The 12,468-nt window shown below is 67.9% G+C and carries 17 protein-coding genes; 7 read left to right on the top strand and 10 right to left on the bottom strand.

Translation table 11 applies throughout. From position 1 onward, the window contains the following. The 5 genes from I71_RS10585 to I71_RS10565 all read left to right on the top strand — a co-directional run. A partial coding sequence (locus I71_RS10585; RefSeq protein WP_042694695.1) for a response regulator occupies positions 1-201 on the top strand: 201 nt, incomplete at its 5' end. Continuing rightward, positions 198-698 (top strand): chemotaxis protein CheW, encoded by a 501-nt coding sequence (locus I71_RS10580; RefSeq protein WP_042694693.1) that lies wholly within the window; start codon positions 198-200, stop codon positions 696-698. The genes I71_RS10585 and I71_RS10580, both read left to right, overlap by 4 nt. A 91-nt stretch (positions 699-789) precedes the next feature. Further along, complete coding sequence (locus I71_RS10575) at positions 790-1,155, top strand: PleD family two-component system response regulator (RefSeq protein WP_042694691.1); 366 nt, start codon at positions 790-792, stop codon at positions 1,153-1,155. A 63-nt stretch (positions 1,156-1,218) separates the two neighbouring features. Continuing rightward, positions 1,219-2,382 carry a chemotaxis response regulator protein-glutamate methylesterase gene (locus tag I71_RS10570; RefSeq protein ID WP_042694689.1) on the top strand — a complete coding sequence of 388 codons (1,164 nt, stop codon included), beginning with the start codon at positions 1,219-1,221 and terminating at the stop codon, positions 2,380-2,382. Next, positions 2,379-3,218, top strand: a complete 840-nt coding sequence (locus tag I71_RS10565) for a protein-glutamate O-methyltransferase CheR (protein ID WP_042694687.1) — start codon at positions 2,379-2,381, stop codon at positions 3,216-3,218. Before I71_RS10570 ends, I71_RS10565 begins: the two co-directional genes overlap by 4 nt. Positions 3,219-3,349: 131 nt before the next feature. Here I71_RS10565 and I71_RS10560 read toward each other — a convergent pair whose 3' ends face one another. From I71_RS10560 to ctrA, 4 genes are all read right to left on the bottom strand, one after another. After that, positions 3,350-3,574, bottom strand: coding sequence for a hypothetical protein (locus I71_RS10560; RefSeq protein ID WP_014189667.1), 225 nt, complete (start codon positions 3,572-3,574; stop codon positions 3,350-3,352). A gap of 48 nt (positions 3,575-3,622) precedes the next feature. Next, a complete protein-coding gene (locus tag I71_RS36825) occupies positions 3,623-3,823 on the bottom strand; it encodes a hypothetical protein (RefSeq protein ID WP_042694683.1) in 201 nt (66 codons plus the stop codon). Between the two features lie 113 nt (positions 3,824-3,936). Further along, the gene (locus I71_RS10550; protein ID WP_012977930.1) at positions 3,937-4,146 is read right to left on the bottom strand and encodes a cold-shock protein; all 210 of its coding nucleotides are present in this window, start codon (positions 4,144-4,146) and stop codon (positions 3,937-3,939) included. A 287-nt stretch (positions 4,147-4,433) separates the two neighbouring features. Next, positions 4,434-5,174, bottom strand: a complete 741-nt coding sequence (ctrA, locus tag I71_RS10545; RefSeq protein ID WP_042694679.1) for a response regulator transcription factor CtrA — start codon at positions 5,172-5,174, stop codon at positions 4,434-4,436. Positions 5,175-5,428: 254 nt separating this feature from the next. Here ctrA and fliI point away from each other — a divergent pair, with 254 nt between their 5' ends. Then, entirely contained in the window at positions 5,429-6,766 is a 1,338-nt protein-coding gene (gene fliI, locus I71_RS10540; RefSeq protein WP_042694677.1) for a flagellar protein export ATPase FliI, read from the top strand. Beyond that, the gene (locus I71_RS10535) at positions 6,763-7,197 is read left to right on the top strand and encodes a flagellar export protein FliJ (RefSeq protein ID WP_042694674.1); all 435 of its coding nucleotides are present in this window, start codon (positions 6,763-6,765) and stop codon (positions 7,195-7,197) included. The genes fliI and I71_RS10535 overlap by 4 nt, the downstream gene beginning before the upstream one ends. A gap of 34 nt (positions 7,198-7,231) precedes the next feature. Here I71_RS10535 and pcaG read toward each other — a convergent pair whose 3' ends face one another. From pcaG to pcaF, 6 genes are read right to left on the bottom strand one after another with little or no spacing between them, the layout of a single operon-like run. Next, positions 7,232-7,789 (bottom strand): protocatechuate 3,4-dioxygenase subunit alpha, encoded by a 558-nt coding sequence (gene pcaG, locus I71_RS10530; protein WP_042694672.1) that lies wholly within the window; start codon positions 7,787-7,789, stop codon positions 7,232-7,234. Positions 7,790-7,794: 5 nt separating this feature from the next. After that, positions 7,795-8,517 (bottom strand): protocatechuate 3,4-dioxygenase subunit beta, encoded by a 723-nt coding sequence (gene pcaH / locus I71_RS10525; protein ID WP_042694670.1) that lies wholly within the window; start codon positions 8,515-8,517, stop codon positions 7,795-7,797. Positions 8,518-8,541: 24 nt separating this feature from the next. Then, the gene (locus I71_RS10520) at positions 8,542-9,945 is read right to left on the bottom strand and encodes a 3-carboxy-cis,cis-muconate cycloisomerase (protein WP_042694668.1); all 1,404 of its coding nucleotides are present in this window, start codon (positions 9,943-9,945) and stop codon (positions 8,542-8,544) included. Beyond that, positions 9,942-10,340 (bottom strand): 4-carboxymuconolactone decarboxylase, encoded by a 399-nt coding sequence (gene pcaC / locus I71_RS10515; protein WP_042694699.1) that lies wholly within the window; start codon positions 10,338-10,340, stop codon positions 9,942-9,944. The genes I71_RS10520 and pcaC overlap by 4 nt, the downstream gene beginning before the upstream one ends. A gap of 11 nt (positions 10,341-10,351) precedes the next feature. Continuing rightward, positions 10,352-11,152 (bottom strand): 3-oxoadipate enol-lactonase, encoded by an 801-nt coding sequence (gene pcaD, locus I71_RS10510; protein ID WP_042694666.1) that lies wholly within the window; start codon positions 11,150-11,152, stop codon positions 10,352-10,354. A gap of 48 nt (positions 11,153-11,200) precedes the next feature. Further along, positions 11,201-12,400 carry a 3-oxoadipyl-CoA thiolase gene (pcaF, locus tag I71_RS10505; RefSeq protein WP_042694697.1) on the bottom strand — a complete coding sequence of 400 codons (1,200 nt, stop codon included), beginning with the start codon at positions 12,398-12,400 and terminating at the stop codon, positions 11,201-11,203. Positions 12,401-12,468: the final 68 nt, after the last annotated feature.

The following is a 12,468-nucleotide window of genomic DNA, read 5'->3' as shown; positions in this document are numbered from 1 at the left end:
GGCTTCGACTTCGCCGAGGCGGTCCGCCACGGCAGCCGCTGGCAGAGCGTGCCGATGGTGGCGCTGTCCAGCCACGCCAGCGCCCGTGACCTCGACCGCGGCCGGATCGCCGGTTTCAACGACTATGTCGCCAAGTTCGACCGTGACGCGCTGCTCTTCGCGCTGCAGCAGACGCTGACCGACCAGAAAGGTGCCGCATGAGCAACGCCAAGCTGCCGTCCACCGTCAGGAAGTCGAAGGGCGACGATCTCGTCGTCTCCGGCAACCAGGACTATGTGACCATGACGATCGCCGACCAGATGTTCGGCATCCCGGTCCTTCAGGTGCAGGACGTGCTGGGCCATCAGCGGATCACCCGTATCCCGCTGGCCCCGCCGGAGGTCGCCGGATCGCTGAACCTGCGCGGCCGCATCGTCACCGCCATCGACGTCCGCCTGCGGCTCGGCCTGACCGGCCGGCCGAAGGACAAGCCCGGCATGTCGATCGTCGTCGACCTGCGCGGCGAGCTGTACAGCCTGATGGTCGACTCGGTCGGTGAGGTGCTGAGCCTGACCAAGGAGGACTTCGAGCGCAACCCGGCGACGCTGGATCCGCGCTGGCGCGAGGTCTCGACCGGAATTTACCGGCTGAATGGCCAGTTGATGGTTGTGCTTGACGTCCCGCGTCTGCTCAACTTCACAACAATCGAGACGGCCTGACGGTTTCCGGCGCCCTGCCCCCCCGGGGGGCGGGCGCCGGTCCGGCCAGCCGGCTTACGCCGACGAACAGATGACCTGGGGCCTTGCCGCAATGAAATCCTGCCTGGTGGTCGATGACAGCCGCGTGGTCCGCAAGGTCGCACGCAAGATCCTGGAAGAGCTGAACTTCGCCTGCTCAGAGGCGGAAGACGGCAAGCAGGCGATGGAGGCCTGCGCGGCGCAGATGCCCGACGCCATCCTGCTGGACTGGAACATGCCGGTGATGACCGGGATCGAGTTCCTGCGCCGGCTGCGCAAGATGAGCGGGGGCGATCAGCCCAAGGTGGTGTTCTGCACCACCGAGAACGACCTCGCCCACATTCAGGAAGCGCTGTCGGCCGGGGCCAACGAATACATCATGAAGCCCTTCGACAGCGACATCATCCAGACCAAGTTCGCGCAGGTCGGTCTTCTCTGACCCCGGACGGGGGAACAGGAGACGCCGCGTTGAACCAGTCGAGTTGAAAGGCGAATCGCCGTTATGTCGGACAGTTTTGGCAGGGGACCCCTCACCACCGCGCGACCGGCCAACCCGGATCCCGTCCGGGTCATGGTGGTGGACGACTCCGCCGTCATCCGCGGTTTGCTGACCCGCGCGCTGGAGGGGGACCCGGACATCCGCGTCGTCACCTCCGTCGGCGACGGCCAGATGGCGGTCAATTCGCTGCAGCGCAATTCCATCGATGTCATCGTGCTCGACATCGAGATGCCGGTGATGGACGGGCTGACCGCCATCCCGAAGCTGCTGGCGGTAGCGCCGCAGGTTAAGATCATCATGGCCTCGACGCTGACGCTGCGCGGGGCCGACGTGTCGATCCGCTGCCTGTCGGCCGGTGCGGCCGACTATATCCCCAAGCCGACCTCCACCCGCGAGATCGGCGGGGCGGAGGACTTCAAGCGCGAGCTGGTCGCCAAGGTCAAGGCGCTGGGCGCCGCGGCCAAGCGCGCCGGATCGCGCTCGCGCGGGGAAATCCGGCCGCTGACCCCGGCGGCCCCGCTGGGGCTGAAGCGCGAGGTCGGCCCGATCGTCACCCGCCCGGCGCCGGCCGGCGCCATCGCGACCAAGCCGGACGTGATCGCCATCGGCAGCTCCACCGGCGGCCCGCAGGCCCTGTTCGAGGTGCTGTCGCACCTGAAGGCCGGCGTCAGCCAGCCGATCCTGATCACCCAGCACATGCCGGCGACCTTCACCACCATCCTGGCCGAGCACATCACCCGCCAGTGCGGGATCGACGCGCGCGAAGCCAAGGACGGCGAGCCGATCGTGCAGAACCGCTGCTACATCGCGCCCGGCGACTTCCACATGCTGGTGACGCAACGGGCCGGAGCCAACGTGATCGCATTGAGCAAGGATCCGCCCGAGAATTTCTGCCGCCCGGCGGTCGATCCGATGATGCGATCGATCCTGAAGGCCTTCGGCGGCCGCAAGATCCTGGCCTGCATCCTGACCGGCATGGGGCAGGACGGGTTGAAGGGCTGCACCGACGTGGTCAATGGCGGCGGCACCCTGATCGCCCAGGACGAGGCGTCGAGCGTGGTCTGGGGCATGCCCGGTGCCGTGGCGCAAGCCGGCATCTGCAACGCCATCCTGCCGCTCAAGGAAATCGGTCCCCATATCCGCAAGCTCGCTTCGAGGGCAGCATGAGAGTCGAAGATTTCGACATGTTCTCCACGCTGCTCAAGCAGCGTTCCGGCCTGGTCCTCACCCGCGACAAGGCGTACCTGCTCGAATCCCGGCTGATGCCGGTGGCGCGCAAGTGGAACATGAAGGGGCTGGAGGAGCTGGCGACCACCGTCCGAACCCGCCGGGACGAGGCGCTGCTGCGCGACATCACGGAAGCGATGACGACCAACGAGTCGTCCTTCTTCCGCGACCAGAAGCCCTTCGACCAGTTCAAGCAGCTGGTGCTGCCGAAGCTGATGGAGGCGCGGGCGGCCAAGCGCAGCTTGCGCATCTGGTCGGCGGCCTGTTCGTCCGGTCAGGAAGCCTATTCGCTGTCGATGCTCCTGAACGAGGACGCGGCGAAGCTGGCCGGCTGGCGCATCGAGATCGTCGGCACCGACATCTCGGCGGAAATGGTGGAGCGGGCGAAGGCCGGCGTCTACACCCAGTTCGAGGTACAGCGCGGCCTGCCGATCACCATGCTGGTGAAGCATTTCAAGCAGAACGGCGACAAGTGGCAGATCAGCCAGCAGTTGCGCCAGATGGTGTCGTTCCGCGAATGGAACCTGCTGGGCGACCTGTCGGCGCTGGGCCAGTTCGACATCGTCTTCTGCCGGAACGTGCTGATCTATTTCGACCAGCCGACCAAGGCGAAGGTCCTGGAGTCGATTGCCCGCCAGATGCCGCAGGACGGCGTGCTGTATCTGGGCGGCGCGGAAACGGTTCTGGGCATCACCGACAGGTTCAAGCCGGTGGAGGGGCAGCGCGGTCTCTACAGCCTGGGCGGCTTCTCCGCCGCCGGCGCCAAGGTGGCGTGAAGCCTGCGATCCTCGCTTTGACGGACGTCATCCCCGCGAAGGCGGGGATCCAGGCTTTCGGCTCAAGCGCTTAAAATGGCTGGATCCCCGCCTTCGCGGGGATGATGTCCAGCCGGGGAAAGCGCCGGCTCTCAGGCCGATGGCGTGATCGACTTGATCGGGCCGCGCGGGTTGCCGGACATCTCGGCTATCTTGCGGTCCTGTGCCTCGATGAAAGCGCGGATGGAATTCTCACGGTCGAACTGGTCGATGTCGGAGGTCGGCACCTTGCGGTTCGAGGTGCGCGCACCGTCCTGGTAGATCACATCGAAAAGCGCGAAGGCGTTTTCGACGGGCTGTTTCTTCTGACGGGCCATGGCCTGTCCTCCATATGGTCGCGGCCGGCCGTGCTTGCGGTCGTCCGGTCAGGCGTTGTTGGTATCGGTCTTGGTCTCGGCGTCGCTGTCGGTCGTCAGGGCGTCGTCCTGCGTCTCCGTCCCATCCGGGTCGCCGGCGCGGCGGGCTGCGGCCCCTTCCTCGCGGCGCTGCAGCTTTTCCTGCTTCTTCTGTTCCTTGGCCCGGTTGCGCTCGGCCCGCTGCTGGTTGTAGTTCGGTTTGAAAGCCATAGCGGATCTCCTCTGGGCACAGCCCTGCGTTTGGGGAACAGGGACATAGTCAACACGGAAAAAGGGCACCGGTTTCCCGATGCCCCCTTTTCCGCAGGTCGGCGGTCAGGCGGTCAGACCGCCTTCAGATTTTCCGCCGAGGTCTTGCCACGCTTCGGATCGCGCTGTTCCTCGTAGGAAATTTTCTGGCCATCGACCAGGCTGCGCAGCCCGGCGCGTTCGACAGCGGAGATGTGAACGAACACATCCGGGCCGCCGCTTTCCGGCTGAATGAAACCGAAGCCCTTGGTGCTGTTGAACCATTTGACGGTGCCGACGGGCATGTCTGTCTCCCATAACGCAAAGGGCGCCACACCACCGGTGCGGCGCATCAGACTGGGTGTGGGATTGGCGGCCCCCATAAGCTCGCGAACGCATGCTCGCAACGGCGAAAAAAGGGGGGCTGAGCGTGGGGGCAGTTGAACGCCCCGCAGTCCGAAGCAGAATGACCCTTCAGACATGGGAACGCCCGGTCCCGCTTTCAAGAAGAAAGACGGCCGGGCGTTCGATGGAGGCGAAAAGAAAAGCTGAAGCGGCGTCGCTGGCCGGTATCGTGCCGGCCGGCGACGGTTCAGCCGGCGGCCTGCTGCTGCGGCACGCGCGGCGGCGGCGGCGGATTGCCTTCGGCAATCTCCTCCTGCGGGTCGCGCAGCACATATCCACGGCCCCACACCGTTTCGATGTAGTTGTCGCCCTGGGTCGCGGCGGCCAGCTTCTTGCGCAGCTTGCAGACAAAGACGTCGATGATCTTCAGTTCCGGCTCGTCCATCCCGCCATAGAGATGGTTCAGGAACATTTCCTTGGTCAGCGTCGTGCCCTTGCGCAGGCTCAACAACTCCAGGATGCCGTATTCCTTGCCGGTCAGGTGCAGCGGCGACTGGTCGACCTCCACCGTGCGGGTGTCGAGGTTGACGGTCAGGCGGCCGGTGCGGATGATGCTGTCGGAATGGCCCTTCGACCGGCGGACGATGGCCTGGATGCGGGCGATCAGCTCGCGCTTGTCGAACGGCTTGGTCAGGTAATCGTCGGCGCCGAACCCCAGGCCCTTGATCTTGTTGTCCATCTCGGTCAGGCCGGACAGGATCAGGATCGGGGTGGTCACACGCGCGGCGCGCAGGCGGCGCAGAACCTCGTACCCGTCGATGTCCGGCAACATCAGGTCGAGAATGATGATGTCGTAGTCATAGAGCTTGCCGATCTCCAGCCCGTCTTCACCCAGGTCGGTAGAGTCGACGATGAATCCTTCCGTGTTCAGCATCAATTCAATGCTTTTGGCGACGGAGGAATCGTCTTCAACCAGCAGAACCCTCATGGCGATATCCCGACGTTTGATGGCGCGCTTTCGCTACCCGACCCCGAAAATGGCCCCCGATCCTTCATGATCGATTTCAACCACTCCGTTTACACAAGTTAACAGACGATTCAGCTTAACGCCAGTGCCAAGCGCTTACACAACGTTAATCCTTCCGCCGCAAGATGCGATCATGGTGGTTAACGTCGCCTCCGTCCACAGACCTACCCCTTAATAGGAGCGCGTCCCGTCTTTGGGACGACGGTATCCCAGTCATGCCGTTCGACATCGATCAGTTGATCCGCGACATCGACGAGATTCCCGACCGCAGCCGCTATGGCCGCGTCACCGCCGTGTCCGGCCTGATGGTCGAGGTCGGCGGGATCGAAAAGGAACTGTCGGTCGGCGGCCGCTGCATCGTCGAGACGCGCGACCGCCGCCAGGTCCCCTGCGAGGTGGTGGGCTTTCGCCAGGGCCGGGCGCTCGCCATGCCCTTTGGCGCGCTGGACGGCGTCGGGCTGGGCTGCCGGGCGCTGGTGGCGGGCGATCAGGCGCAGATCTTTCCGACCGATGCCTGGCTGGGCCGCGTCGTCAACGCGTTGGGCGAGCCGGTGGACGGCAAGGGGCCGCTGCCCAAGGGGCCGCATGGCACGCCGATCCGCAACACCCCGCCCAACGCCCACTCGCGCGCCCGGGTGGGAGGAAAGCTGGACCTCGGCATCCGCGCCATCAACGCCTTCCTCACCTGCTGCCGCGGCCAGCGTATGGGCATCTTCGCCGGATCGGGCGTCGGCAAATCGTCGGTCATGTCGATGCTGGCCCGCTTCTCCGCCGCCGAGGTCGCGGTGATCGGCCTGATCGGCGAGCGCGGCCGCGAGCTGCAGGAATTCATCACCGAGGATCTGGGCGAGGAGGGTCTGGCCCGCAGCGTCGTCGTCTGCGCCACCTCCGACGAGGCGCCGCTGATGCGCAAGCAGGCCGCCTACATGACTTTGGCGGTGGCCGAGCATTTCCGCGACCAGGGCCGCGACGTGCTGTGCATGATGGACAGCGTCACCCGCTTCGCCATGGCCCAGCGCGAGATCGGCCTGTCGGCCGGCGAGCCGCCGACGACCAAGGGCTATCCGCCCACCGTCTTCGCCGAACTGCCGCGCCTGCTGGAACGCGCCGGGCCGGGGGTGGTCGGGTCGGGCAGCATCACCGGCCTGTTCACCGTGCTGGTCGACGGCGACGACCACAACGAACCCATCGCCGACGCCGTGCGCGGCATCCTGGACGGCCACATCGTGATGGAGCGCCAGATCGGCGAGCGCGGGCGCTATCCCGCCATCAACATCCTGCGCAGCGTGTCGCGCACCATGCCCGGCTGCAACACGCCGAACGAGAACGAGCTGGTCGGTCATGCCCGGCGCCTGCTGTCGTCCTACGACAACATGGCGGAGATGATCCGGCTGGGCGCCTACCGCCGTGGCTCCGACCCGCAGGTGGACGAGGCGATCCATTTCCAGCCGGCGCTGGAAGCCTTCCTGAAGCAGGGCAAGCGCGAGGCCACCGATCTGGAGACCAGCTATGCCATGCTCGCTGAAATCTTTGGGGTGCAGTGGCCGCAATGAGCCTGAAGACGATCATCCGCCTGCAGAAGCTGCAACTGGACGAGAAGCGTCGCGTCCTGGCGGAACTCCACACGCTGGCCGACCGGCTGCGCAACGAGATCGAGAAGGTGAAGCAGGAGATCGTCCACGAGCAGGAAACCGTGCGTGACGACTTCTCCGTCTCCTTCACCTATTCCAACTTCGCCCAGGCGGCGATGGAGCGCGGCCGCAAGCTCGGCCAGTCGCTGGGGCAGGTGGAGGCGCAGATCGAGATCGCCACCGACGACATGGCCGAAGCCTTCCAGGAGCTGAAACGCTACGAACTGGCGGAGGAGGAGCGGCAGAAGCGCGAACGCGACAAGCAGAAGCGCAAGGACGCCGCGATGCTGGACGAAACCGCGCTGGTGGGGTTCCGGCGCCGCCAGGCGGAGGAAGAGGCGGCCGGGGGCTGAGGCCGTCCTGCTCCCGTCCGCCCGGTCCGCGCTTTCAGCAGTCGAAGAACACGGTCTCCCCATCGCCCTGGATGCGGATGTCGAAGCGGTAGACCACCCCGCCCGGCACCTCGGCGCGTTTGGCGATCAGGGTGTCGCGGCGGTCGGCCGGGACGCCCGACAGCACCGGGTCGGCCGCGTTCGCTGCCGCCTCGTCGGAGAAATGCAGGCGGGTGAAGGCATGGCTCAGCATGCCGCGGGCGAACACCGTCACCGCGATGTGCGGGGCGTGGCCGGGGTCGCAGGCGCCGGGCTTCACCGTGTCGAAGAAATAATAGCCATCGTCGTTGGTGCCGCAGCGGCCGAAGCCGGCCGCGCCGGGCGCGTGCCTGCCGTCGGCGCCGGCCTGCCAGATCTCGACCACGCAGTCGCGGATCGGGGCACCCGCGCCGTCATACACCACGCCTTCGATGCGGATGTGTTCGCCCGGCATGTCGCGGGTCGCCAGCCGGTTGGTCGCCAGCGGGCGGCGGCCATAAAGTTCCGGTGTCCAGGCATAGGCGAAATACGGGCCGACGGTCTGGGACGGAGTCTGTTTCAGCAACTGGCTCATGGGGGTCAGCCCTCCATCGGCGTGGCGTGGCGTCCGCGCAGGACGATGTCGAATTCATAGCCGAGCGCCCACACCGGCTCGGTCACGTCGATGGAGAAGCGGGAGACCAGCAGTTCGCGGGCGCCCTCCGGCACCCCGTTGTAGATGGGGTCGAGCGGCAGCAGCGGATCGCCCGGGAAATACATCTGGGTGACCAGACGGGTCAGGAAGGACGGTCCGAACAGCGAGAAATGGATGTGGGCCGGGCGCCACGCATTGTGGTGGTTGCCCCAGGGATAGGCGCCGGGCTTGATCGTGGTGAAGCGGTAGCGGCCTTCGGCATCGGTGATGCAGCGGCCGGCGCCGAAGAAGTTGGGGTCGAGCGGCGCGTCATGCTGGTCCCAGCGGTGGACATAGCGGCCGCAGGCGTTGGCCTGCCAGATCTCCAGCAGCGTGTGCGGCACCGGCCGGCCGTCTTCGTCCAGCACGCGGCCGGTGACGATCATGCGCTCGCCGATCGGCTCGCCGTTGACGCGGCCGTTCTTGGTCAGGTCGTGGTCGAGCGGATCGAGGCTGTCATGGCCGAACACCGGGCCGGTGCGCACCGACAGCCCCTGCTTCATCGGAATCAGCGGCTTGGACGGCGAACGCAGCACTGTCGATTTGTAGAGCGGCGACAAATAGGGCGGGTGTTGCGCCCAGTCGCGGGGGCGGAAATCGCCCTCCGGCTGGTGAACGGCTGTGTCCATCTCGGGAGTCCTCCTTGGCGGCGGTCAGTTGTGCTGACGCTGTTGGGGGTTGTGGCCGGGTGTGTTTTTGTGATCGTCCAGCACGCGGTCGATGAAATGCGCCACGGACCCGGTGTAGCGGAGCGGGTCGAACAGGCGGTCGAGCGCCTCGGCACCCAGCGCCTGCATCACGTCCTCGTCCTCCGCCAGCACGTCGCGCAGCGGGCGGGTGGCCTCCACGGCGCGGCGGCTGGCCTCGGCGACGCGGGAATGGGCGGCCATGCGGCCCATGCGGTCGCCCAGCGCCATCGTCACCGCCTCCGCCAGGATCAGGCCGCGGGTCAGGTCGAGGTTGGCGCGCATGCGCTCGGCATCAACGGTCAGGCCGGCGACGGTCTCGCGGGCATGGCGGGCGGCACCGGCGACGAGGCGGCAGAGGTCGGGAAGGGCCTGCCACTCGGCATGCCAGCCGCCGAGACCGCGTTCATGCTCCTGCACCTGTGCCGCCAGCAGGCCGCCGACCAGGGCCGGGGCGCGGATGGCGGTGGAGAGCAGCACGGCGCAGGCTACCGGGTTGCGCTTGTGCGGCATGGTGGAGGAGCCGCCGCGGCCGGGGGCGCTCGGTTCGAAGGCTTCGGCGACCTCCATCTGCATCATCAGCGAGATGTCGCGGCCGAGCGTGCCGAGCGTGCCGGCGAGGATGCCCAGCGCGGCAGCCAGTTCGGTGATGCGGTCGCGGCTGGCGTGCCAGGGCAGGGCGGGCAGGGAAAGGTCCAGCTCGCGGGCCAGGGCCACCGCCACCGCCGGGCCGGCGTCGCCCAGTGCCGCCAGCGTGCCGGCGGCACCGCCGAACTGCAGGGCAAGGCGGGCACGGGCGGCGGCGATGCGCTGGCGGTCGCGGCCGAGCGCATCGAGCCAGCCGGCGGCCTTCAGGCCGAAAGTCGTTGGCAGGGCGTGCTGAAGCCAGGTGCGGGCGACCATCGGTGTCGCGCGGTGGCGGTCGGCGAGATCGGCGAGGCCGTCGGCGAGCGCCGCCAGATCGGCATCCAGCCCGTCGAGGAAGCGGCACAATTGCAGCATCAGGCCGCTGTCCATCGCGTCCTGGCTGGTGGCGCCCCAATGGACGTAGCGCGATGCCTCTTCGTCGGCGGCCTTCACCGTGCGGGTCAGGTGCTTGACCATCGGGATGGCGGTGTTGCCGGCCAGCGCCGCCTCCGCCCCCAGCACGCTAAGGTCGTAAAGCTCGGCCTTGCAGGCCGCCTCGATGGCCGGGACGACAGGGGCGGGGATGACGCCGACCGCCGCCTCCGCCCGCGCTAGCGCCGCCTCGAACGCCAGCATGGCTTGCAGCCTTGCCGTGGGCGAAAAGGCATCGGCCGCCGCGTCGCTGGTGAAGAGCGGGTCGAGGAGCGGGTCTGGCAGAGGGTCGGGATGGCGGTCGGCGGTCATGCCTGTTTCGCGTCCTCTTCGTCCATCTCGGCATAGACGGCGCGGGCCAGGGCTATCGCGTGGTTGGCGGCGGGGACGCCGGCATAGACGGCGGCCTGCATCAGGATTTCCTTCACCTCGTCGCGGGTGACGCCGGTGTTGCGGGTGGCGCGGATGTGCAGCTTCAGCTCGCCGTCCTTGCCCAGCGCCGCCAGCATGCCGATGGTCAGCATGCTGCGGGTCCGGATGTCCAGCCCCGGCCGGGTCCAGATCTGGCCCCAGGCGGTCTTGGTGATGAATTCCTGGAAATCGTTGTCGAAGCCGGTGGCGCGCTCCAGCGAGCGGTCGACATGGGCGTCGCCGAGGACCGAACGGCGCACCGCCATGCCGCGGTCGTACAGATCCTTATCCTTCATCTCTGGGTCGTTCATGGCAGGTCCCTCAGGAAGCAGTCGATCAGGGCGGCCAGTTCCGCCGGCTTCTCGACGCCGGGGATGTGGGCGGCGCCGGGCAGCAGCTCGAACCGGGCGCCGGGGATGCCGGCCGCCAGTTCACGGGCGGAGTCGGGCGGGGTGGCGACGTCCTCCGTGCCGCAGATCACCAGGGTGGGGGCCGTGATGGCGGCGTTGGCGGCGCGCAGGTCGGCGTCGCGGATCGCCATGGAGCAGCCGACATACCCGTCCTCGGTGGTGCGGGCGACCATGGCGGTGTAGCCGCGGATCTGGTCGGGGCGGCTGTCGCGGAACCCTTGCGTGAACCAGCGGGCCATCACCCCCTCGGAAATGGCGGCCATGCCGCGGGCGCGGATGGAGACGATACGGTCGGCCCAGACCGATGGTGGGCCGATGACGCCGGCGGTATCGCATAGGATCAGGCCATGCACGCGGTCCGGCGTCTTGACCGCGAGGCGCTGGGCCATCATGCCGCCGATGGACAGGCCGCAGACATGGGCGCGCGCGATGCCGAGCGTGTCGAGCAGGCCGGCGGCATCGTCGGCCAGCACGTCCATGCTGTAGCCGGAGGTTTCCGTTATCGGCGTCACCTGGGTCAGGCCGTGCCCGCGCATGTCGTAACGCAGGATGCGGTAACGCTGCGACAGGTGCGGCACCACGGCGTCCCAGATGTGGAAATTGGTGCCGATGGAGTTGGCGAACAGCAGCACCGGCGCGTCGGCCGGGCCGCTCAGGTCGTAGTGCTGGGTGATGCCGGCGGCTTCGATGAAGGGCATTGGGTCTGCCTTCGCTTGTTGTGGTGCGGGCGCGGTTGGCACCCGACGCTACACCCGCTCGATCATCACCGCGATCCCCTGTCCGACGCCGATGCACATGGTGCAGAGCGCGGTCCGGCCGCCGGACTGTTCGAGCTGGTGGAGCGCGGTGGTCGCCAGACGGGCGCCGCTCATGCCCAGCGGGTGGCCGAGCGCGATGCCGCCGCCGTTCGGGTTCACATGGGCGGCATCGTCGGGCAGGCCAAGCTCGCGCAGGACGGCCAGCGCCTGGGCGGCGAACGCCTCGTTCAATTCGATCAGGTCGATCTCGCCGATGCCGCGGCCGAGCCGCTCCAGCAGCTTGCGGGTGGCGGGGACCGGGCCGATGCCCATGACGCGCGGCGGCACGCCGGCGGTGGCGCCGCCGAGGATGCGGGCGCGCGGGGTCAGGCCGTAACGCTTCACCGCCGCTTCCGACGCGATCAGCAGCGCGGCGGCGCCGTCATTGACGCCCGAGGCGTTGCCGGCGGTGACGGTGCCGCCGGGACGGACGATGGGCTTCAGCGCCGACAGCGCCTCGATGGTGGTGGCGCGGGGATGCTCGTCGGTGGTCACCACCGTCTCACCCTTGCGGGTCCTGATGGTGACGGGGACGATCTCGCGGGCGAGGCTGCCATCGGCGATGGCGCGGGCGGCGCGCTCCTGGCTGCGCAGGGCGAAGGCGTCCTGGTCGGCGCGGCCGATCTTCCAGTCGTCGGCGACATTCTCCGCCGTCTCCGGCATCGAATCGACGCCATAGGCCGCCTTCATCGCCGGGTTGACGAAGCGCCAGCCGATGGTGGTGTCGAAGATCTCGGCGGACCGTGAGAAGGGAGCGTCGGCCTTGCCCATCACGAAGGGGGCGCGGCTCATGCTCTCCACCCCGCCGGCGATCAGCAGCTCGGCCTCGCCCGCCTTGATGGCGCGGGCGGCGGTGGCGAGCGCGTCGAGGCCGGAGCCGCAGAGCCGGTTCATCGTCGTGCCCGGCACCGCGTCGGGCAGGCCCGCCAGCAGCGCCGACATGCGGGCGACGTTGCGGTTGTCCTCGCCGGCCTGATTGGCGCAGCCATAGATGACGTCGTCCACCGCCGCCCAGTCGACCGAGGGGTTGCGCTGCATCAGCGCGCGGATCGGCACGGCGCCGAGATCGTCGGCGCGCACCGACGACAGGGATCCCGCATAGCGGCCGATGGGGGTGCGGATGGCGTCGCAGATGTAGGCGTCACGCATGGTCTTATCCCTCTCCACCGACTTGCCCATGGGCGGCCGCGGTGCGGGCGTGCAGGTCGCGCAAGGCG

Source organism: Azospirillum sp. B506, from assembly GCF_000333595.1.
GTDB lineage: Bacteria > Pseudomonadota > Alphaproteobacteria > Azospirillales > Azospirillaceae > Azospirillum.
Note: the sequence above shows the minus strand (reverse complement) of the source record. Positions and strands in the feature narration are given on the sequence as shown.